Origin of the sequence: Chryseobacterium oranimense (assembly GCF_900129755.1) — a bacterium.
GTDB lineage: Bacteria > Bacteroidota > Bacteroidia > Flavobacteriales > Weeksellaceae > Chryseobacterium > Chryseobacterium oranimense.
In genome coordinates, this window is the sequence record NZ_FQWT01000001.1 from 1271942 (window position 1) to 1291615 (window position 19674).

The window sequence follows — 19674 nt, forward strand, 5'->3', positions numbered from 1 at the left end:
AACATTCAAGAATATGAAAAAATTAATTGCAGGAATTGCATTATTTGGAACATTTGCACTGGCATCTGCACAAACCATTACGTTTGACAAAACGACTTTTGACTACGGTACTATTAAACCAAGTGCTGATGGTACAAGATTCTTTACTGTAACGAATACAGGTGACAAGCCTTTGATCTTATCTAACGTAAAGCCTTCTTGCGGATGTACAACTCCTGAATTCAGCCAGGACCCGATCATGCCAGGAAAGTCTGCTAAGATTAAAGTAGGATACAATACTGCTATTAACGGACCTTTCAATAAAATGATTGAAGTTTTCTCTAATGACCCGGCTAACAGCAGAAGCGTAATCTACATTAAAGGTAACGTAGACGCTAATGCTCCTGAGCCAAAGCCATTAACAGCTGAAGAGCAGAAAGCAGCAGCAAAAGCTGAGAAGAAAGCCGCTAAACTTGCTAAAAAAGCAGCAGCAAAGTAATCTCTACTAAAAAAATAAAAAAACCGTCTTCAATGAAGACGGTTTTTTTATTACATTTAGGTTAAAATATATCAAATCTATGGACACTAATTTTTCAGACGACTTCCTGATCAAGGAAAAATTTTCAATAAAAAAGACTTCAACGGAATATAAAGGAAAACTTACGAAAGAAGAAGGAGAACAGTTGCTAATTGCAGAAAAAGAAAAACTCCGTGAACTCCAGGAAAAACTATACGCCGATGGAAGCCAATCACTGCTTGTTATTCTCCAGGCAATGGATGCAGCGGGAAAAGACAGTCTGATAGAGCATGTTTTTGGCGGGGTAAATCCGCAGGGCTGTAATGTCACCAGCTTTAAAACGCCAAGCACAAAAGAATATTCCCATGATTTTCTGTGGAGACATTACCTGGCTCTTCCCCAAAAGGGAATGATCGGAATCTTCAACCGCTCACACTATGAAAGCGTATTGGTATGTAAAGTTCACCCTGAATACAATCTCAGTGAGAAAACGTGGTCTTCTGTAAAGGATTTTGATGCAAAATTCTGGAAAAACAGGTATGAAAGTATCCGGAATTTCGAAAAACATCTATCACAGAACGGAACCACTGTGGTTAAAATATTTTTAAATGTTTCCAAGGATGAACAGAAGAAAAGGCTTTTGGACAGAATAAACGAACAGGAGAAGAACTGGAAATTTTCTGCTGGAGATCTTCCGGAAAGAGCTCTTTTCCCTGAATATATGGACGCCTATGAAACTGCTATTAATGAAACTTCAAAGGATTATGCTCCCTGGTATGTACTTCCTGCAGACAACAAATGGTTTGCAAGAGTAGCCGCGATACAGATCATTATCGACACCCTTGAAAAGATGAATCTGAAGTATCCTCAACTTGGAGAAAAGGAAAAAGCAGAGCTTGCCGAAGCTAAAAAAACTCTTGAAAGTGAATAATATTTAAGTGTAAATTATTACACCGTAGCTAAATAAGATAAAATAAATTTAATGTAAAAGACACTAAAAAGTGAATAATATGTTGCACATATTAGTTTTTTTCATAAATTTATCAAAAATTAATTTTTAACCCCTAATTATTAAACTTTAGCTATGAAAAAACATTTATTATTATCAGCAATTGCTGTAATAAGCATTATCTCCTGTAATAGTGAGGGAACGGCAGTCAATACCGTGCAAAGCATGAAGACTCCTCAAATGGAAAATTACGACAAAGCTTTCAAAAGTCTTGGTGACCCCCAGAACAGACCTACCGAAGAAGAGAAGAAAAGTAATACTTCTGAACTGAGTGACAGGAGAAAAGCACTTCTTGTACCTGCATGCAAAGAACTTATTATTTCCTCAGGCGTTACAGAAGCTGAATTAATGAGAAAAACAGGAGGTGATATGAGCCAGATTATTGTCTGGGCCACCAATATCTACATGCAGAAAAGTGATGAGATCCGTAAAAACTTAAAATCTGAATAATCATGAAAAAGTTTTTATTGCTGCTCGGCATATGCTTTGTTTCTTCCGCATATGCTCAGGGTGGAACACTGATCATTCAGAATTTCACCACCAATTACGATTTCCATGGAATAATTTATGCCAATAATTTTGCAGGAGGATGCTATCCTTTCATTACTTCCAAAGACCCTTATCCTGTAGTGGTACCGGCAGGTGCTACAGCAAAATACGAAAACTACAGAGACCAGTTCACTTCTTCCCCCTTTCCGGTTTCTTCGTGGGAAGTTACCCTTGCCTCAGGTTCCGCGCCAACAACAAGACCATGGAACCATCCCAGCCTGATGCCCGGAGGTGTCATTTCCAATAATACAAGATGGTCTATGTCTAAATTCCAGATGTACCATGCCGGAACTTCTGTACCGGAAACTTTTTTTAACGGAGATATCGGAGATGCTACCAATCCATGCAACAGTAATCCTGATTTTATAGATTCATCACCTTACGGAAGCTCCAAGTGGTTCACCATCACTTCAGGCGGTACAGTCTATACTTATCTTGTCATTCAATAAACCACTCACCTTATATTACTATGAAAAGAACAGCATTACTTTTATCAGCCCTGGCTGGAGTTCTTTCCTTTGCCCAGAACTCGCCCCTGATTATACAGAACTACAGTGCGTATGATGCCGTAGGCAGGCTCCGTACCGGTACACCGGGAGTGCCCGGCCCTTATATGTATGCAGCTCCTAACTTCCCTTACGGAACTTACACCGTTCCTGCGGGAGCTATGACACAATATAATTCATTCAGCACATCAGGTACAGCTTCTCTTCCTATTACGACATGGTATGTTACAGATCCAGTAAACCCTGCCAATAGCGGAACATATCCATACAACCATCCCTTTATAGCATCGGTAATGAACCCTTCCAATATATGGGGCGGATTCCATTTCTGGCTGACAGATCCATCGTTGGGAACTGATACGTATCAGCTTGGGAATCCTGTTGTATATTCAGGTTTCACAGCTTCAGGAACGGGAAATTTTTCGAGCGCAGACTGGTTTACCATAACCACACCTAGCGGCCCGACCACTTACCTGCAGATCTTTTAAAAAAAGGGACAGCTGTTCTGCAGCTGTCTTTTTACATTATTATTACAGTGAGCAAAGTTTTTTTGCTTTCTGAGGATTTTCTATGCCTGCATTCAAACCTATTTTAATCTTTACTCTAATATAATTAATTATGAAAAAATTTCTTTTATCGGCTATGGTAGCCGTCATAACATTAACATCATGTAATAACGAAAATACTGCCGTAAATACGGTGGAAAGCATGAAAACCCCACAGATGGAAAACTTCGACAAAGCTTTTAAAAGTCTTGGTGATCCGCAGAACAGACCTACTGAAGAAGAAAGGAAGAGAAATACTTCTGAACTGAGTGACAGAAGAAAAGCACTTCTGGTTCCGGCATCCAAAGAACTTATCCTTTCTACAGGGGTTACAGAAGCCGAACTGACAAGAAAAACAGGCGGTGACATGAGCCAGATTATTGTCTGGGCCACACAGATCTATATGCAGAAAAGTGATGAAATCCGTAAAAATATTAAATCTGATAAATAGTTTATGAAAAAGTTTTTAACAATTATAGGACTGGCATTTATATCATCTGCCTATGGACAGGGAGGACCTCTTGTCATTAATAATTATACATCTTATGATTTCCATACAAGGGTTACTGCTGCTAATCTGACTACACCGGGATGCTATTTCTATGTGGCTTTAAACGATCCTGAGCTTGTAATTTCCGGTGGTAATTCGGTCAGTTACAACAGCTACAATATTCCGGGTACGACCTGGAAAGTATCAACATCGCCTACAAACGCAACACCAAGACCGGGGAACCATCCAAGTTTAACTTTGGGAGGGGTGATTTCCAACAATACGAAGTGGGTGATGTCAGAGTTTCAATTTTACCAGACAGGAACGCCTTTATCATCTGGTGCTGTGGGTGATACGGCTTATACATGCAATCCTGTTCCCAATATATTTAACACTCCTCAGGCAGTAGTAGAATGGTTTACGATTACTTCCGGCACCACTACATCTACCTATATCCAGATATATTAATCAGTTTATCCAATAAATCCTATTCCTTATGAGAAAACATTTTGTACTGGCAGCTTTTGCCTTATTAATCTTAACCTCATGCAGTAATGAAGGTTCTGCCGTCAATACAGTGGAAACTATGAAAACTCCGCAGATGGAAAACTTCGACAAAGCTTTTAAAAGTCTTGGTGATCCGCAGAACAGGCCTACTGAAGAAGAAAGAAAGAGAAACACTTCTGAACTGAGCGACAGAAGAAAAGCACTTCTGGTTCCGGCATCTAAAGAATTAATCCTATCCACAGGGGTTACAGAAGCCGAACTGACAAGAAAAACAGGCGGCGACATGAGCCAGATTATTGTCTGGGCTACGCAGATCTACATGCAGAAAAGCGATGAGATCAGAAAAAATATTAAATCCGATAAATAAACACTAACCATTCAATTATTAAAGTATGAAAAAATTAACTGTTATTCTAGGGATACTGGCAGGAATAGGCATTTCCGCACAATCTTCCTTAATGGTGATCAATAATTACAGCGCTTATGATGCTGAAGGCAGGTTTATGACAGTTGGCTCGGCCGGCATGGGATCTTCTCAACCCTATATGTATGCCCTTCCAAATCCTCCTTACTCGGTATATACCATTCCCGCAGGAGGTTACACTAAATATGACAAGTTTGATAATACAGGCAGCCCAAATCCTATCCCCATTCCCGGATGGAACTATATTGATCCTTTAAACAGTGCCAACACCGGAAATTACCCGTACAATCATCCTATCATCACGGCGGTTACCCCTATCGATGAATGGATGGGCTTCGCATTCAGGCTCACAGATCCTACAGGGTATACGTATGATACTTTTGAGGTAGGGGACCCGATTCTTTCCAACGGTTTCTTAAGCTCGAGCCAGACAGGCCCCAACACCACTGTATCCGCAGACTGGTTTACGATCACAACACCGGGCGGACTGGTTACTTATTTCCAAATCTATTAATTCCCATACTAACCTAGAAGTTTAAAGTAATTAAAAACGAATATTAAGTACTTATGAAAAAACTATTCCTATCATCAGCATTTGCCGTATTAACTCTGGCATCATGCAGTAATGAAAGCAATGCCGTCAATACGGTAGAAACCATGAAAACCCCGCAGATGGAAAACTTCGACAAAGCTTTTAAAAGTCTTGGTGATCCGCAGAACAGACCTACAGAAGAGGAAAGAAAAAGAAATACGTCCGAACTGAGCGACAGAAGAAAAGCTCTTCTTGTTCCGGCATCCAAAGAATTAATCTTATCCACAGGGGTTACAGAAGCCGAACTTACCAGAAAAACAGGCGGAGACATGAGCCAGATCATTGTCTGGGCTACCCAGATTTATATGCAGAAGAGCGACGAGATCCGTAAAAATATCAAATCTTAAAAATAATTATCATGAAAAAAGTATTAACATTACTGGGATTAGCCATTTTTTCTTTCGGTTTCTCACAAGGAGGAACGCTTATTGTGAACAACTATTCTGCATATGACTTCAAAGGATTTATAATCGCTAACAATTTTGCCGGAGGGTGTTATCCTTACATTAACTCCAACAATCCGGATATGGTAACAGTTCCTGCCAATTCTCATATTGGTAACGGTAACGCATTGATATATCCCAATTACAGGGATCAGTACACTTCTTCTTTATACCCGATGACTGAATGGCACGTCAGTACATCATCTTCACCCGGTATAGTAAGATTATGGAACCATCCCGCCATAATGCCCGGCGGGGTTATTTCAAACAATACCAAATGGGCCACTACCAAATTCGTAATGTACTATCCGGGAACAACTACCCTTGCTCCGGATAATTTTAACGGTGCCATCACCCTTGCCGGCAACTCAAGCTGCTACACCGCCTCTGACAATATGACGACCTCAACAGGAAACAATAGTGCAGAAATATTCACCCTGACAACTGGCGGAACTAATTATACCTATATCCAACTCTACTAAGATAATTTAATTATGAAAAAGATCTTAATGATACTGGGAACTGCAGTGGCTTCTTTTGCTTATTCACAGGGAACAATTATTGTGAACAACTATTCGAAATTTGATTTTTACGGATTTTTAATGGCTACCAATTCCACCTCCGGTTGTTATCCCCGTGTAGGAAATGACGGTGTAATTGTGGTTCCTGCTGAATCTCATATGGGAAACGGGCTTGAGCTTGTGTACAAGGATTATATGGGGCAATTCTCTTCTTCCCTGTATCCTACAGCTAACTGGGTAGTGACATTAAATCCTACTTCATCTTCAATCATGGCGTGGAATAATGTGAATCTTTCACCGGGCGGAACCATTGCAACCACCACAAAATGGTATGCCACGAAGTTTGATATGATGGACGCAGGAACAACAAATTCAAGCACAGAAAATTTTCGGGCCAATATGAATATTGCCAACGCTTGCGGTACCGGTATCAATAACTATTTCGTTACCTCTTCAGGAAACAACAGTGCGGAAATGTTTACCATCTCCGGTATTACATACCTGCAGCTTTATTAATCTTAAATCATTTTAATACTACAAGCATGAAAAAAATAGTAACCATCCTTTCACTCGCTTTGTTTTCATCAGCATTCTCCCAGAGCAGTATTATGATTGTTAATAATTATTCTACTACTTACGATTTTCAGGGAAATATCAGTGCTCACAACTTTGCAGGAGGATGCTATCCGTATGTAACCTCCAGCACCCCTGCGGCAATTACTGTTCCTGCAAACTCACATACAGGTAACGGTCAGGAACTTGCCTATAAAAATTTCAGAGACCAGTTTACCGGCTCATTGTATCCAACTACCAACTGGACAGTACAATTAAGCCCTACTACATCTCAGGTACGTGCCTGGAACCATGTAAGTATAGCACCGGGAGGAGTTATTGCCTCAAATGTGAAATGGGCTTCTTCGCAGTTTCAGATGTATTTCGCAGGAACTTCCACACCGGAACCGTCTTTCAGCGGGCTGATCGGAGAATCTCCCGATCTTTGCACAGGAGCTACCGGATATATTTCAACGCCTTACGGAGATGCGGAATGGTTCAATATTACTACAGGAAATGTAGATTATTCTTATTTGCAAATTTATTAATCAAAAAAATCAAATCTAAATTCTAATTAATTATGAAAAAACTTTTTTTATCGGCTGCTTTTGCTGCCCTAACCCTGGTTTCATGTAACAATGAAGGAAGCGCTGTCAATACGGTAGAAACTATGAAAACTCCTCAGATGGAAAACTTCGACAAAGCTTTCAAAAGCCTGGGAGATCCGCAGAACAGACCTACTGAAGAGGAAAGAAAAAGAAACACTTCCGAACTGAGCGACAGAAGAAAGGCACTTCTTGTTCCGGCTTCAAAAGAACTAATCTTATCCACAGGGGTTACAGAAGCCGAATTAACGAGAAAAACAGGCGGTGACATGAGCCAGATTATTGTATGGGCTACCCAGATCTATATACAGAAAAGTGACGAAATCCGTAAGAACATCAAATCTGATAAATAGGTTATGAAAAAAATCCTGTCAATATTAAGTATTGCAGCCTCCATAGCTGCCTATGCACAAGGAACCCTTATTATCAACAATTATACGATTTATGATTACAGAGGAGATGTAATCGCACACAACTTGTTTGCCCCATGCTATCCGAGAGTGGTCAACAATACTCCTATCATAGTGCCCGCCAATTCCAATACCGGAACCGGAACCCAGCTCCAGTATGATAACTTCAGAGATCAGTATACTTCTTCTTTGTATCCGATGGCTGCATGGAGTGTAGCAACCTCTCCCAATTCCACAACTATAAGACCGTGGGACCACCCGGCTTTAGTTCCCGGAGGTACGTTTTCAAACAATACGAGATGGGGCATGTCTAAATTCGGGATGGTATATGCGGGAACCAATAATAATGTTGTTGGTTTTAATGCCGATATAGCTATAGCCGGAAATCCATGTTATACTTATCCTGATTTTTTTACGACTCCAAGCGGAGCTAACAGCGCGGAAATGTTTACCATTACCAGCGGGAGCAATGTAACCACATATCTCCAGCTTTATTAATCAAAAATTCAACCTAAATTCTAATTAATTATGAAAAAACTTTTTTTATCGGCTGCTTTTGCTGCCCTAACCCTGGTTTCATGTAACAATGAAGGAAGCGCTGTCAACACAGTGGAAACTATGAAGACTCCACAGATGGAAAACTTCGACAAAGCTTTCAAAAGCCTGGGAGATCCACAGAACAGACCTACCGAAGAGGAAAGAAAAAGAAACACTTCCGAACTGAGCGACAGAAGAAAAGCTCTGCTTGTTCCGGCATCCAAAGAACTAATCTTATCTACAGGAGTTACAGAAGCCGAATTAACGAGAAAAACCGGTGGTGACATGAGTCAGATTATTGTATGGGCTACCCAGATCTATATGCAGAAAAGTGACGAGATCCGTAAGAACATCAAATCTGATAAATAATGAAAAAGCTATTAACCATATTGGGAATCGCTGCAACGTCACTTGCTTATTCCCAAGGAATGTTCATGCTTAACAATTATTCCCCCCATGATTATCACGGAAATCTCATGGCCATGAATCTTAGCGGCTGTGTTCCGGCTGTCATCAACAATGACCCTGCTACGATTATCGTTCCTGCCAATTCACACATGGGAAACAGTCTTGCATGGAAGATCGATAATTACAGAGACCAGTTCGCCAGTTCCTTATATCCCATTAATAACTGGCTTGTAACCCTTAGCTCATCCTCTTCAACCGTGAGATCATGGAATCATGCCAGCCTTATGCCGGGCAGTGTGATCGCCAATAATACCAAGTGGGTAACCTCTAAGTTTTCCATGTATTATGCAGGAACCAGTAATAAAGTGGTAGGCTTCAATACAAATCTGGGAGATGCTACCCCTAATACATGTATCTCCAGTGTGGATTATTTTTCCACTCCGGACGGCTCTGCAGAATGGTTTACCATTACAACAGGTACTACAACAACAACTTATCTACAAATCTATCCATGAAAAAAACAGCAGCTTTATTATTGGGCTTAGCAGGAATACTTTCCTCAGCCCAAACCTCTTCTTTTGTATTTAATAACTACAATACCTATGATGCAGTAGGAAGACTGATGACCTGCAGCCCGACTCCCGGACTGATCAAATATATGTATGCTTCTCCAAACGGTAATTTTGGTTCGTATACAATGCCGGCAGGAATTTCTTCATCTTATGCATCCTTCGGGACTACCGGCCTGGCGCCATTCCCTATGAACATGATGCAATGGAATGTGACTGATCCTTCCAATACAAACAACAACGCATCATATCCTTACAATCATAATTTTATAACCTCTACAATGTCAGCTATTAACGAATGGGCATCATTTCATTTTACGTTGCGTGACAGCTCCGGAAATGCCATTGATTCTTATCTCGTGGGAGATCCTGCCATTACCATTAATGCAGGTGTAACTGCAAACGCGTATCAGATAGGTGCCAACAGCGGAATAGAATCAGAATGGTTCACCATTACTACGTCTAACGGCAAGGTAACCTATTTCAATATTTATCCATAGAAAAAAGCGGAGATTAGTCTCCGCTTTTTTATTTTAAACAGTTGCTATTTGAATAAAAATCACGAGAAAATCTGTAAGCCGGATTTTGTTCTTCCGAAGAAGCGCCTGTTATTTATCTGCGTCTTACATTGCTGCAAGACTTGAGCTGATTACCCCTCGGCTTTCAGGACGAGCCGCCCCTATTTTCATTACTGAAAAGAACCGATATACTTATCATTGCACCGCAAAGAGTTTACCTGGTTTCACTACAGCCGAACTGTACCTGCTTTCTGTTGCACTTGTCCTACCCTCACGGGTGACGGATGTTATCCGCTTTGCTGCTCTGTGGTGTCCGGACTTTCCTACCCCTGCCGAAACAGGAATCAACAAGCCGATTTTCTCGCGGCTGCAAAGATACGTAAATTTTGGGCAGGAAATGCAAAGAGCGAAATAGCAAAAGGCTAAGCATACGCAATAAGGAAATAAGATAATTTGCAATTTTGTCTTTTTGCTATATATTTTTCACCAATTACCGCATTATTGTTATCTTCGTGCCATTATATAACTATGACTTCCAGAGAAAAAGAATTTGCGCAGCTTATTAAGGATAATCAGGGCCTGATTATTAAAGTTTCGCGCCTTTATACCAATTCTCTTGAAGACGAAGAGGATCTTTTCCAGGAGATTGTACTTCAGCTTTGGAGAAGCTACGATTCTTTTAAAGGAAACTCTAAAATTTCTACGTGGATGTACCGCGTAGCCCTTAATACAGCCATTACTCTTTTCAGAAAAAAAAGCAAAAGCCTTCCTACGAACGAACTGGATATCAACCATAAGGATTTTGTAGAGGATGATGATGAAAAGCAGCAGCAGATCTCACTTCTGTATACTGTAATCAAAACCCTGCCCAATATAGAAAGAGCTATTGTGATGATGTATCTTGATGACCTGCCTTATAAGGATATTGCTGAAAACCTCGGGATCACCGAAGTTAATGCACGTGTGAAAATGAACAGATTAAAGAAAACCCTTAAAGAACAGATGCAAAAATATGCCTGATTTTGATTTAGACAGCTTTAAGAAAACATGGCAGGAACAGCCTGTTCAACCCAAATACGACAGCAATGAAATCCTTCAGATGCTGAACAGAAAATCACGCAATTATGTGAAGTATATTTTCTGGATCAGCGTAGCGGAATTTTTATTCTTTTCCGTTTTGGGACTATTCTATTTCTTTCAGGATGAGGAATCGGACAGTTTCCGTAAAATATTGGAAAAACTAGGTGCACAGAAAGCTCCTGAAATAGAAAATAATTTTGATCATGCGTATTTAGCTATAAAAATCTTAAGCCTCTTAGTTACTGCTTATTTTGTCTTTAAGTTTTACCAAAATTACCGCAAAATAAAAATTGAAGAAAACCTTAAAGGCCTTATTATACGAATCATCAAATTCAAGAAAACAGTCAACGCTTTTATCCTGATCAGCATTGCTCTTCTGGTTGCTTTTACCTTTGTATTTACAGCCTTTATTTTCTATGTCCTGAATTCCCAGAATGTAAGGCCCGACAATTCCAACCTGATTATCGTTATTGTCGGCATCATTGTAAGTACAGTTCTGTGCGTACTTTTGATCTGGCTTTACTACAGGCTTGTATATGGAATCATCATCCGAAAGCTGGACAGAAATTTACAACAGCTCAGAGAAATCGATTCTCAGGAAAATTAGTACAAACAGGCATCAGTTCAAGATTTTTCATTAATTTTATTCTACCAAATCTTAAACTATGCCATTATCTTATGCCCATGGAGTTTCCACTATTCCATTATTGGGACAAACCATTGGGGGAAATCTAAAAAAGACTGTCGAAAAATACCCGAACCAGGAAGCGTTGGTTTCTGTTCATCAGGGTTACAGAGCGACTTATCAGGAATTTTATAATCAGACAACAGCGGTTGCAAAAGCTTTAATCTTTTCGGGCGCCAAAGCGGGCGACAGAATCGGAATCTGGGCTTCCAACCGTTATGAATGGGTATTGCTGCAATATGCCACAGCCCGGATAGGCACAATACTAGTCAATATCAATCCGGCTTACAGAACACATGAGCTTACCTATGTGATAAATCAGTCAGGCATCAGGATGATGTTTTCCTCTTTAAGCTTCAAAACAAGCAATTATAAGGAAATGGTGGAATATGCAAAAGAAGTCTGCCCCAGCCTGGAACATGAAATTTTCTTTGATGACAGCTGGGAAGATTTTCTGAACAACGGCCAGGACATTTCTGATGATACACTTCACAGTTTTGAAGAGCATGTACAGTTTGATGATGCTGTGAATATTCAGTATACTTCAGGAACAACAGGCTTCCCGAAAGGCGTTACACTTTCGCATCACAATATTTTAAATAACGGGTATTTCATAGGCATACGCTTAAAATACACGGAGAAAGACCGGGTCTGCATTCCTGTTCCTTTTTATCATTGTTTCGGAATGGTCATCGGGAACATATGCTGTACCGCCCACGGTGCATGTATAGTAATCCCTAACGACAGCTTTGATCCGGATATTACTTTAAAGACAGTTTCCGAAGAAAAATGCACGTCTTTATACGGAGTACCTACAATGTTTATCGCTGAGCTGGCAGTTAAGGATTTTGATACCTATGATTTTTCAAACCTAAGAACCGGTGTCATGGCCGGATCTGTATGCCCGCCGGAAATTATGAAAAAGGTGGAGAGCCTGATGAATATCAAAGAGATGAGCATCTGTTACGGAATGACGGAAACTTCTCCCGTTTCCACACAGACCCTAATAGGGACACCTTTGGAAAAACAGGTCAGCACTGTGGGAACTGTTCAGGACCATCTTGAAATTAAAATTATTGACGAAAACGGAAAGATTCTGGAACGGGGCGAACATGGTGAACTTTGTACAAGAGGCTATTCCGTCATGCTGAAATACTGGAATGATCCTGAAAATACTAAAAAAGTACTGGATGACGCCCGCTGGATGCACACCGGAGACATGGCGGTAATGGACAATGACGGCTATATTACGATTTCCGGAAGAATCAAAGATCTCATTATCCGTGGCGGTGAAAATATTTCGCCTAAAGAAATTGAAGATTTCCTGTATACTTATCCTAATATTCTTGATGTACAGATCATTGGGGTCCCGAGTGAAAAGTTCGGGGAAGAAGTAATGGCCTGGGTAAAAGTCAGAAAAGGATTTGATGTAACGGAAACTGAGCTTTTAGAATATTGCCAGGGAAGAATTGCTCATTATAAAGTCCCGAAATACTGGAAATTTGTTGATGAATTTCCTATGACCATTTCAGGAAAAATAAGAAAGGTAGAAATGCGGGAAATTTCTATTAAAGAATTGCAGCTGGATGCATTGAAGCAACGTTCTTAATTGATGTTTTATTTTAACGCAAAGTTTTATTTTAAATACGTTTGATTGTAAAGAATGCAAAGTAGCCGGCTGCGCCGTTGATTAAGCTATATGGATAAAACTACTGCTTAAATTTCTCGCAGATTGAGCGGATTGAGCAGATTTTCATTTTATATTTAAGCTGATTTATTTCCGATAAATACAAAAAAGCCCAGTATCCTGGGCTTTTATCAATATATAAAGTGTATAACTTTTTAAAGTTCTTTTCTCAATCTGGCTACCGGGATATTAAGCTGTTCACGGTATTTGGCGATTGTTCTTCTGGCAATATTGTAGCCCTGCTCTTTCAGCATTACTACCAGCGCATCATCGGTAAGAGGTTTTCTTTTGTTTTCTTTCCCGATCACTTCCTGAAGGTGGGTCTTGATTTCTTTGGTAGAAACTTCTTCACCGTCGTCATTCGTTAAACTGTCAGAGAAAAGGTCTTTCAGGTAAACGATTCCGTTCGGAGTATCGGCATATTTGCTTTTTACTACTCTTGAAATGGTTGAAATATCGAATCCGGTAATATCGGCAACGTCTTTCAGGATCATTGGCTTCAAAGATTTTTCGTCACCTGTGATAAAATAATCCTTCTGGAACTTCACAATAGCCGTAATAGTCTGCAACAGAGTATTCTGACGCTGATTAATAGCATCAATATACCATTTTGCAGCATCCAGTTTCTGCTTGATGAATAACGCGGCCTGCTTATGTTCAGAAGAGTTTTTATCGTGAGAATAAGTAGTTAAAATATCCTTGTATTCTTCGGAAACTCTCAGAGTAGGTGCATTTTTACTGTTGAGCATCGGTATTACTAAACCATCTTTTACCTGGATCACAAAATCCGGGATAATTTCCTGGTTGATGGTGATGGTTTGGGTATCAAAGTTCCCTCCTACTTTTGGCGAAAGCTTGGAAATCTCGTCTAACGCATCCTTAAGATCATCCTCTTCTATATCATATTTCTGGATAATCTTGTTGTAATGCTTATTAGTAAGCGCATCGAACTGATGTCTTAAGATATTGGCAGCTAACGAAACCGCTTTATCAGAACTTACTTTCTTTTCGATCTGAAGCAGCAGGCACTCCTGGAGACCTCTTGCCCCAACACCCGGCGGATCCAGTTTCTGGATATAATTTTCAAGAATATCCTCTACTTTTTCTTTAGTGGTATAAATTCCCTGAGAGAAAGCAAGATCGTCCACAATAGCTTTGATCTCCCTTCTTAAATATCCGTCTGTATCTAAATTTCCTATAATATATTCAGCAATTTTTACATCTTCTTCGCTGATATTTACCAGGTGGATCTGTTCCAGCAGGTAATCGTATAATGACTGGCCTTCGGTAAGAAGACTCTCATTATCAAACTCTTCATCGTCCGGAGAATAGTTGCTGGATGCAGTTTTATAGCTAGGTTCATCATCGTAGATGTACTCGTTAACGTCAAAATCTGTCTCAATACTATCGGTTCCTTCGTCCTGATAAGCCTCTTCTATAGAAGAGTAATCATCTTCTTTGGAATCTTCCTTTACAATTTCCAAAGCAGGATTTTCTTCTAGCTCTCTTTCCAGCTCCTCTTCGAATTCCAATGTATGAAGCTGGATGAGCTTCATCAACTGGATCTGCTGAGGTGCCAGCTTCTGTCCTAGTTTGAGTTGTAAGTGTTGTTTAAGCATATTAGTCTTTGTGTTTTAACATAACATATTCTACGAATTTAATGAATTAATTTGAAAAAAAACATATTTAGCATGATTTTTGCATTATAGTTTCAACATAATAAACTATTGGAAAATAAAAAAAGCCTTAATTTTTACATTAAGGCTTTTTTATTGTGCTAAAATTCAGCGCTTTTCGGTGTTCTAGGGAAAGGAATCACATCTCTGATATTGGTCATTCCCGTTACAAAAAGAACCAGTCTTTCCAGTCCTAAACCAAAGCCTGCATGGGGAACAGAACCGAATTTACGGGTATCAAGGTACCACCAAAGCTCGTGTTCATCTACATGCATATCTGCCATTTTCTGTTTTAATACGTCTAATCTTGCTTCTCTTTCCGATCCTCCGATGATCTCCCCGATTCCAGGGAAAAGAACGTCCATTGCTGCAACGGTCTTATTGTCATCGTTCAGTTTCATATAGAAAGCTTTGATCTCTTTTGGATAATCGAACAATACAACCGGGCTTTCAAAATGCTTTTCAACCAGGAATCTTTCATGTTCGGACTGAAGATCCGTTCCCCAGTTTTCAACCGGATACTGGAATTTTCCTTTTTTATTTTCTTTTGAGTTCATTAAGATCTCAATGGCTTCCGTATAGCTTACACGTTTGAAACGCTTGGCGATAACATTCTGAAGTTTCTCGATCAAACCTTCTTTTGCTCTGTCTTTTTCCGGTTTTGATTTTTGTTCTTCTTCAAAACGTTTGTCCAGGAATTCAAGATCGTCTTTACAGTTATCAAGAACGTACTGGATTACATATTTTAAGAAATCTTCCGCAAGGTCGATGTTATCTTCAAGGTTGTTGAATGCCACTTCCGGCTCTATCATCCAGAATTCGGCAAGGTGTCTTGTGGTGTTCGAATTTTCAGCACGGAAAGTAGGTCCGAATGTATAAATTCTTCCTAATCCCATTGCTGCAGTTTCCCCTTCCAGCTGCCCGGAAACAGTCAGGTTGGTTTTTCTTCCGAAGAAATCCTGTGCAAAATCAATCTCACCATCCTCAGTTCTCGGGATGTTGTTCAGGTCAAAGTTCGTTACTCCGAACATTTCTCCTGCTCCTTCAGCATCAGCTCCGGTAATTACAGGGGTGTTGATGTAGAAGAACTGGTTTTTGTTAAAGAATGAATGTACGGCAAAACTTACCGCGTGACGCACTCTGAAAACCGCTCCGAATAAGTTCGTTCTGAATCTTAAATGAGCCTGGTCTCTTAAAACTTCCAGCGAGTGTTTTTTAGGCTGAAGAATGGTTTTATCTCTATCTTCTGTAAAGTTATCACCTAAAATAACAATTTTTTTCGCTACGATTTCAACACTTTGCCCGGCTCCCTGGCTTTCCACCACTTCACCGATTACTTTTAAAGAAGCAGCCGTACTGATCTTACTGATAATCTCTTCATCGAAATTTTCAAAATCAACAACAATCTGCAAATTATTGATCGTAGAACCATCATTAAGCGCTATAAAGCGATTTGCACGGAATGTTCTTACCCAACCGTAAACCGTAATGTCATGATGTAGTACTTTCTTGTAATCCTGCAGGATTTCTTTAATTGTTTGCTTTTTCATTTGTTGATTATAAATTTTCGTTTAAAAATTAACGTTGGCAAAGTTACAAAAAAACAGCGTAACCTGATGATTACGCCATCTTTTAAAAAAACCATTATCAAATATTAAATCTAAAACTTAAAATATATTCCTGTTTCCACGGAAAAAGAGTTAAAACCTTTTGGAACCGTATTCCTATACCAGAGTCTGTAAGGCATATATGAAGCCTGTATCCCCAATCCTATATTATTTTTCCATAACCTTATCCCCTGCCCGAACTTTAGAGTAGCAATGCTTTCCGCATCTATACTAATATTGATGGTATTTTCATCATCTTCAGTTTCGGGTTCATCCGGTACTGTTTTTCCATCAAAGAACAGGTTATGGAAACTAAGTTCACTCACCCACTCTATCCTGGTATTTCCGGCAGTATATTCTTTCACCAGCCTGCCTCCAAGATTCAGTATGAATTCCCTGGAATCTATGTGGTAAAATGCTCCTCTTTTTCCGTAATCAAAATCATAGATACTTGAACTGTAACCGAAATTTCCACCTATCTCTAAATGGGTCTTATTTTCATCAACAGGATACCGATACCAGTACCCTACATAAAATCCCGGGCTCTGTTTTACTTTTTCAGGTGAAAAATTCATATAACCACCGGTTTCGATGAGTGATTTTTTATACCTCTGACCAGCTTCCGTACTTTGTGCTGCAATCTGTATACAGCATAAAAGCATACAAAAAATATAGGATTTCATAGGTTAAAAATTAATTAATGGCAGTGTTCTTTTGCAGTTTTTGTTCCAGAAACCGATCTGAAGTCCTTTATTTTCATCTGTCTTATTGACCAAACCAATCTGTACCCCTTTGTTTTGCTTGCTTATATTGATTGCACCCCCCTGAAACCCTTTCATCACCTGGGTGTTATTATAAATTCCGATCTGGGCGCCCCCAAAAGTATCTGCCGTATTGCTGAAAGAAATTAAAAGTCCGTGGCCTTCCCGCGCAGAATTATTGAGAAAAGAAACATGCAGCCCGTTAAGCTTACCGGAATTATTATTAAATCCATTCACCGTAAATCCATTGGTTACCTGGGCAATATGGTACATCGAAATTCCCAGCCCATTCAGTTTTTTAGCATCCGTCATTCCTCCTGTTGAAATATGTAAACCATTGATAGAGACCGTTGCCGCTTCGTCACCGGGAACTTCCACCGCATGTGGAAGCAGAAGATAAATAACGGAAAGAGGATTCCCCTGGAGATTAATACCATTGATCTTCTGGGTTTTGTAGTCATCCATTACGCCAAAATTGATTCCGGTTGTGTTTTCCATTTTGCTCTTAGGTGTGAATGAGATTATTTTTGATTTTATTTTTTCAACCTTTACACTGTCCTGAGCACTGATAATGCCTCCCGCAAAGAGACTGATGATCAAGAAAAATTTTATTTTCATAACGCTTTGTTTTAAAATGATGAGTCAAAATTATCTGTGAAAAGCACAAATCCGAATGCGGAAAAAAATTAAAATAAAGAAGTACATTTGTGAAAATCACAAAACCATGTATCAGGAACTTTTACTTAAGGAAATCCGCAGGAAGATCGGAGCACAATCGTTGAATGATGAGATTGCGAACATCCTCAATATAAGTTATGATGCAGCACACAGAAGAACGTCACTAAAGGCAAAATTCAGCTTTGAAGAAGCACTGGAACTGGCAAAATATTATCAGATTTCCCTCAACCAATTCATCACTTCGGACCGGCAGCTTGTGGTTCAGAAGACTACTGTGGTAGACAAAACGGAAGACCTGCAGTCATTTTTCCAGAACAATCTCAGCATCTTTGAAAATCTTCCGCTTTCTGATGAAATGACGGTTTATTATTCTGCGAAGGACATTCCTTTCTTCTATACGCTTTCGGACACTTTGCTTTCCCGTTTTAAAATTTATGTCTGGATGAATCTCCTGAACGCCAAGCAGGTCTTCATTCCTTTTCTGCAATTTTCACCACCTTATTTTGAATCCAACACTCAGGAGCTCAGGAAAAAATATGAAGATCAAAATGTAGTGGAACTGTGGAATGACAGGACCATTTCAAGTATTCTGCAACAGATCCTGTTTTATTTTGATACCGGACTTTTACAAAAAAATGAAGCCGGAATTATTCTGAAAGAACTTGAAGAACTGATAAAATACATTGAACAAAAAACGGAAAGTAACCTCAAATTCCATCTGTATGAAAACGAACTGATGCACCTTTCCAATGATATCTTTTTCCATCATCCGCAACAGTCGCTTTTTGCCATACCTATCAATATGTTCGGGTATATTCTGATTAATGATGCGAAAACCTGCAGTGAGACAAGGAACTATTTTGAACACCAGATTAAAAATTCAAAATCCCTGAACACGTCGGGAAACCGTGACCGAAAAATATTTTTCAACAAAATGTATAACCAGATTGAATCTTTAAAACAAAAAATGATACTATGAAAACCCTCTATAATGGTGAGTTTTTTGGAAAGACCAATGAAACGCTTCGTTTTGATGGATTAACCATTACGGATACGGAATACACACATCCTTACGTAGACTGGCACTATCATGAAAATGCTTATTTCACCTTTCTTTTACAGGGGAATATGAGGGAAGCAAACAAAAAAGAAACTTACGATTGCCAGGCAGGAACATTGCTCTATCACCATTGGGAAGATGCTCATTATAATATTAAGCCTGATATTTTCACAAGAGGATTTCATCTGGAAATTACCGAAAACTGGTTTGATGATTTTCAGGTTTCAAAAGAAGCTGTTGAAGGAAGCTTTAATTTGAAAGATCCTGCTTTAAAATTGTTGATGTGCAGGATTTTCAAAGAAACAAAAATTAACGATCCATCATCCGAACTTTCTGTTCATGAACTTTTACTGAGTATTTTCAGCCAGTTATCTGAGAAAAGCAGCAATTCTGACAAAAAGCCGGTATGGACCCGGAAGATTACTGAAATACTTCACGAAAATTTCACAGAAAAGCTAAGCCTCACAGAACTTTCAAAGGCATTGGATGTTCATCCGGTTCATTTGAGCAGGGATTTTCATAAACATTTCCAGTGTACCTTAGGAGTGTACATCAGAAAGCTGAAAATCAATAAATCTATAACTCTTCTCAATACCGGTTTGTCTTTAGCTGAAATAGCCCTTGACTGTGGTTTTACAGACCAAAGTCATTTTATCAGGTCTTTTAAAGAAAATACAGGAATTACTCCTTTGCACTATAGAAATATTCTGAAAAAGTAAAGATGCTAATTTCATTCTATTTTTCTTAAGGATCAATTTA

Annotated in this window: 27 protein-coding genes and 1 other RNA gene; 23 read left to right on the top strand and 5 right to left on the bottom strand. The window is 39.3% G+C overall.

Going from position 1 to position 19674, the window contains the following annotated elements; genetic code table 11:
- The first annotated feature begins 13 nt into the window (after window positions 1-13).
- The 18 genes from BUB03_RS05865 to BUB03_RS05950 all read left to right on the top strand — a co-directional run bounded on the left by BUB03_RS05865 (window position 14) and on the right by BUB03_RS05950 (window position 9663).
- Entirely contained in the window at window positions 14-478 is a 465-nt protein-coding gene (locus tag BUB03_RS05865; RefSeq protein ID WP_040997965.1) for a DUF1573 domain-containing protein, read from the top strand.
- 79 nt (window positions 479-557) lie between these two features.
- Complete coding sequence (locus BUB03_RS05870; RefSeq protein ID WP_073061012.1) at window positions 558-1427, top strand: polyphosphate kinase 2 family protein; 870 nt, start codon at window positions 558-560, stop codon at window positions 1425-1427.
- A 153-nt stretch (window positions 1428-1580) separates the two neighbouring features.
- Window positions 1581-1955: a hypothetical protein gene (locus tag BUB03_RS05875; protein WP_040997969.1), complete on the top strand. Its 375-nt coding sequence runs from the start codon at window positions 1581-1583 to the stop codon at window positions 1953-1955.
- A gap of 2 nt (window positions 1956-1957) precedes the next feature.
- A complete protein-coding gene (locus BUB03_RS05880; RefSeq protein WP_073061014.1) occupies window positions 1958-2503 on the top strand; it encodes a hypothetical protein in 546 nt (181 codons plus the stop codon).
- 20 nt (window positions 2504-2523) lie between these two features.
- Window positions 2524-3048 (top strand): hypothetical protein, encoded by a 525-nt coding sequence (locus BUB03_RS05885; RefSeq protein ID WP_073061017.1) that lies wholly within the window; start codon window positions 2524-2526, stop codon window positions 3046-3048.
- Between the two features lie 130 nt (window positions 3049-3178).
- Window positions 3179-3556, top strand: coding sequence for a hypothetical protein (locus BUB03_RS05890; RefSeq protein WP_073061019.1), 378 nt, complete (start codon window positions 3179-3181; stop codon window positions 3554-3556).
- A 3-nt stretch (window positions 3557-3559) separates the two neighbouring features.
- The gene (locus BUB03_RS05895) at window positions 3560-4063 is read left to right on the top strand and encodes a hypothetical protein (RefSeq protein ID WP_073061022.1); all 504 of its coding nucleotides are present in this window, start codon (window positions 3560-3562) and stop codon (window positions 4061-4063) included.
- Window positions 4064-4091: 28 nt separating this feature from the next.
- Complete coding sequence (locus BUB03_RS05900) at window positions 4092-4469, top strand: hypothetical protein (RefSeq protein WP_073061025.1); 378 nt, start codon at window positions 4092-4094, stop codon at window positions 4467-4469.
- Between the two features lie 25 nt (window positions 4470-4494).
- Window positions 4495-5040: a hypothetical protein gene (locus BUB03_RS05905; RefSeq protein ID WP_040997982.1), complete on the top strand. Its 546-nt coding sequence runs from the start codon at window positions 4495-4497 to the stop codon at window positions 5038-5040.
- Window positions 5041-5093: 53 nt separating this feature from the next.
- Entirely contained in the window at window positions 5094-5465 is a 372-nt protein-coding gene (locus BUB03_RS05910; protein ID WP_040997984.1) for a hypothetical protein, read from the top strand.
- A gap of 11 nt (window positions 5466-5476) precedes the next feature.
- Window positions 5477-6043, top strand: coding sequence for a hypothetical protein (locus tag BUB03_RS05915; protein WP_040997986.1), 567 nt, complete (start codon window positions 5477-5479; stop codon window positions 6041-6043).
- Window positions 6044-6055: 12 nt separating this feature from the next.
- Window positions 6056-6598 carry a hypothetical protein gene (locus BUB03_RS05920; protein ID WP_040997988.1) on the top strand — a complete coding sequence of 181 codons (543 nt, stop codon included), beginning with the start codon at window positions 6056-6058 and terminating at the stop codon, window positions 6596-6598.
- Between the two features lie 26 nt (window positions 6599-6624).
- Window positions 6625-7182, top strand: a complete 558-nt coding sequence (locus tag BUB03_RS05925) for a hypothetical protein (RefSeq protein ID WP_073061027.1) — start codon at window positions 6625-6627, stop codon at window positions 7180-7182.
- A 32-nt stretch (window positions 7183-7214) separates the two neighbouring features.
- A complete protein-coding gene (locus BUB03_RS05930; protein WP_073061030.1) occupies window positions 7215-7592 on the top strand; it encodes a hypothetical protein in 378 nt (125 codons plus the stop codon).
- A 3-nt stretch (window positions 7593-7595) separates the two neighbouring features.
- Entirely contained in the window at window positions 7596-8147 is a 552-nt protein-coding gene (locus BUB03_RS05935; protein WP_073061032.1) for a hypothetical protein, read from the top strand.
- Window positions 8148-8177: 30 nt separating this feature from the next.
- The gene (locus BUB03_RS05940) at window positions 8178-8555 is read left to right on the top strand and encodes a hypothetical protein (RefSeq protein WP_040997992.1); all 378 of its coding nucleotides are present in this window, start codon (window positions 8178-8180) and stop codon (window positions 8553-8555) included.
- Window positions 8555-9109 carry a hypothetical protein gene (locus BUB03_RS05945; RefSeq protein WP_073061034.1) on the top strand — a complete coding sequence of 185 codons (555 nt, stop codon included), beginning with the start codon at window positions 8555-8557 and terminating at the stop codon, window positions 9107-9109. Before BUB03_RS05940 ends, BUB03_RS05945 begins: the two co-directional genes overlap by 1 nt.
- On the top strand, window positions 9106-9663 hold the full coding sequence (locus BUB03_RS05950) for a hypothetical protein (protein ID WP_073061037.1): 558 nt from the start codon (window positions 9106-9108) through the stop codon (window positions 9661-9663). Before BUB03_RS05945 ends, BUB03_RS05950 begins: the two co-directional genes overlap by 4 nt.
- A 58-nt stretch (window positions 9664-9721) precedes the next feature.
- Here the strand turns inward: BUB03_RS05950 and rnpB are convergent.
- Window positions 9722-10045, bottom strand: an RNA gene (rnpB, locus tag BUB03_RS05955) — RNase P RNA component class A.
- Window positions 10046-10209: 164 nt separating this feature from the next.
- On the opposite strand from rnpB, the gene BUB03_RS05960 reads away from it, so the two are divergent.
- From BUB03_RS05960 to BUB03_RS05970, 3 genes are read left to right on the top strand one after another with little or no spacing between them, the layout of a single operon-like run.
- Window positions 10210-10701, top strand: a complete 492-nt coding sequence (locus tag BUB03_RS05960) for an RNA polymerase sigma factor (RefSeq protein ID WP_040998000.1) — start codon at window positions 10210-10212, stop codon at window positions 10699-10701.
- A complete protein-coding gene (locus BUB03_RS05965) occupies window positions 10694-11368 on the top strand; it encodes a hypothetical protein (protein ID WP_040998002.1) in 675 nt (224 codons plus the stop codon). The genes BUB03_RS05960 and BUB03_RS05965 overlap by 8 nt, the downstream gene beginning before the upstream one ends.
- 58 nt (window positions 11369-11426) lie before the next feature.
- On the top strand, window positions 11427-13055 hold the full coding sequence (locus BUB03_RS05970; RefSeq protein WP_073061039.1) for an AMP-binding protein: 1629 nt from the start codon (window positions 11427-11429) through the stop codon (window positions 13053-13055).
- A gap of 233 nt (window positions 13056-13288) precedes the next feature.
- Here the strand turns inward: BUB03_RS05970 and rpoN are convergent, their stop codons facing one another.
- The 4 genes from rpoN to BUB03_RS05990 all read right to left on the bottom strand — a co-directional run bounded on the left by rpoN (window position 13289) and on the right by BUB03_RS05990 (window position 17795).
- The gene (rpoN, locus tag BUB03_RS05975) at window positions 13289-14752 is read right to left on the bottom strand and encodes an RNA polymerase factor sigma-54 (protein WP_040998006.1); all 1464 of its coding nucleotides are present in this window, start codon (window positions 14750-14752) and stop codon (window positions 13289-13291) included.
- Window positions 14753-14910: 158 nt separating this feature from the next.
- Window positions 14911-16359, bottom strand: a complete 1449-nt coding sequence (gene asnS / locus BUB03_RS05980) for an asparagine--tRNA ligase (protein ID WP_040998008.1) — start codon at window positions 16357-16359, stop codon at window positions 14911-14913.
- Between the two features lie 110 nt (window positions 16360-16469).
- The gene (locus tag BUB03_RS05985; RefSeq protein WP_139258779.1) at window positions 16470-17099 is read right to left on the bottom strand and encodes a hypothetical protein; all 630 of its coding nucleotides are present in this window, start codon (window positions 17097-17099) and stop codon (window positions 16470-16472) included.
- Between the two features lie 3 nt (window positions 17100-17102).
- Window positions 17103-17795 (bottom strand): LA_2272 family surface repeat-containing protein, encoded by a 693-nt coding sequence (locus BUB03_RS05990; RefSeq protein ID WP_073061045.1) that lies wholly within the window; start codon window positions 17793-17795, stop codon window positions 17103-17105.
- A 106-nt stretch (window positions 17796-17901) separates the two neighbouring features.
- On the opposite strand from BUB03_RS05990, the gene BUB03_RS05995 reads away from it, so the two are divergent.
- Window positions 17902-18834, top strand: a complete 933-nt coding sequence (locus BUB03_RS05995) for a transcriptional regulator (protein ID WP_073061048.1) — start codon at window positions 17902-17904, stop codon at window positions 18832-18834.
- On the top strand, window positions 18831-19634 hold the full coding sequence (locus BUB03_RS06000) for an AraC family transcriptional regulator (RefSeq protein ID WP_073061051.1): 804 nt from the start codon (window positions 18831-18833) through the stop codon (window positions 19632-19634). The genes BUB03_RS05995 and BUB03_RS06000 overlap by 4 nt, the downstream gene beginning before the upstream one ends.
- The last annotated feature ends 40 nt before the right edge of the window (window positions 19635-19674 follow it).

Bases quoted from the DNA above. Each gene is read 5' to 3' on its own strand.
- BUB03_RS05865 (WP_040997965.1), top strand. From the start codon at position 14: ATGAAAAAATTAATTGCAGGAATTGCATTATTTGGAACATTTGCACTG.
- BUB03_RS05870 (WP_073061012.1), top strand. From the start codon at position 558: ATGGACACTAATTTTTCAGACGACTTCCTGATCAAGGAAAAATTTTCA.
- BUB03_RS05875 (WP_040997969.1), top strand. From the start codon at position 1,581: ATGAAAAAACATTTATTATTATCAGCAATTGCTGTAATAAGCATTATC.
- BUB03_RS05880 (WP_073061014.1), top strand. From the start codon at position 1,958: ATGAAAAAGTTTTTATTGCTGCTCGGCATATGCTTTGTTTCTTCCGCA.
- BUB03_RS05885 (WP_073061017.1), top strand. From the start codon at position 2,524: ATGAAAAGAACAGCATTACTTTTATCAGCCCTGGCTGGAGTTCTTTCC.
- BUB03_RS05890 (WP_073061019.1), top strand. From the start codon at position 3,179: ATGAAAAAATTTCTTTTATCGGCTATGGTAGCCGTCATAACATTAACA.
- BUB03_RS05895 (WP_073061022.1), top strand. From the start codon at position 3,560: ATGAAAAAGTTTTTAACAATTATAGGACTGGCATTTATATCATCTGCC.
- BUB03_RS05900 (WP_073061025.1), top strand. From the start codon at position 4,092: ATGAGAAAACATTTTGTACTGGCAGCTTTTGCCTTATTAATCTTAACC.
- BUB03_RS05905 (WP_040997982.1), top strand. From the start codon at position 4,495: ATGAAAAAATTAACTGTTATTCTAGGGATACTGGCAGGAATAGGCATT.
- BUB03_RS05910 (WP_040997984.1), top strand. From the start codon at position 5,094: ATGAAAAAACTATTCCTATCATCAGCATTTGCCGTATTAACTCTGGCA.
- BUB03_RS05915 (WP_040997986.1), top strand. From the start codon at position 5,477: ATGAAAAAAGTATTAACATTACTGGGATTAGCCATTTTTTCTTTCGGT.
- BUB03_RS05920 (WP_040997988.1), top strand. From the start codon at position 6,056: ATGAAAAAGATCTTAATGATACTGGGAACTGCAGTGGCTTCTTTTGCT.
- BUB03_RS05925 (WP_073061027.1), top strand. From the start codon at position 6,625: ATGAAAAAAATAGTAACCATCCTTTCACTCGCTTTGTTTTCATCAGCA.
- BUB03_RS05930 (WP_073061030.1), top strand. From the start codon at position 7,215: ATGAAAAAACTTTTTTTATCGGCTGCTTTTGCTGCCCTAACCCTGGTT.
- BUB03_RS05935 (WP_073061032.1), top strand. From the start codon at position 7,596: ATGAAAAAAATCCTGTCAATATTAAGTATTGCAGCCTCCATAGCTGCC.
- BUB03_RS05940 (WP_040997992.1), top strand. From the start codon at position 8,178: ATGAAAAAACTTTTTTTATCGGCTGCTTTTGCTGCCCTAACCCTGGTT.
- BUB03_RS05945 (WP_073061034.1), top strand. From the start codon at position 8,555: ATGAAAAAGCTATTAACCATATTGGGAATCGCTGCAACGTCACTTGCT.
- BUB03_RS05950 (WP_073061037.1), top strand. From the start codon at position 9,106: ATGAAAAAAACAGCAGCTTTATTATTGGGCTTAGCAGGAATACTTTCC.
- BUB03_RS05960 (WP_040998000.1), top strand. From the start codon at position 10,210: ATGACTTCCAGAGAAAAAGAATTTGCGCAGCTTATTAAGGATAATCAG.
- BUB03_RS05965 (WP_040998002.1), top strand. From the start codon at position 10,694: ATGCCTGATTTTGATTTAGACAGCTTTAAGAAAACATGGCAGGAACAG.
- BUB03_RS05970 (WP_073061039.1), top strand. From the start codon at position 11,427: ATGCCATTATCTTATGCCCATGGAGTTTCCACTATTCCATTATTGGGA.
- rpoN (WP_040998006.1), bottom strand. From the start codon at position 14,752: ATGCTTAAACAACACTTACAACTCAAACTAGGACAGAAGCTGGCACCT.
- asnS (WP_040998008.1), bottom strand. From the start codon at position 16,359: ATGAAAAAGCAAACAATTAAAGAAATCCTGCAGGATTACAAGAAAGTA.
- BUB03_RS05985 (WP_139258779.1), bottom strand. From the start codon at position 17,099: ATGAAATCCTATATTTTTTGTATGCTTTTATGCTGTATACAGATTGCA.
- BUB03_RS05990 (WP_073061045.1), bottom strand. From the start codon at position 17,795: ATGAAAATAAAATTTTTCTTGATCATCAGTCTCTTTGCGGGAGGCATT.
- BUB03_RS05995 (WP_073061048.1), top strand. From the start codon at position 17,902: ATGTATCAGGAACTTTTACTTAAGGAAATCCGCAGGAAGATCGGAGCA.
- BUB03_RS06000 (WP_073061051.1), top strand. From the start codon at position 18,831: ATGAAAACCCTCTATAATGGTGAGTTTTTTGGAAAGACCAATGAAACG.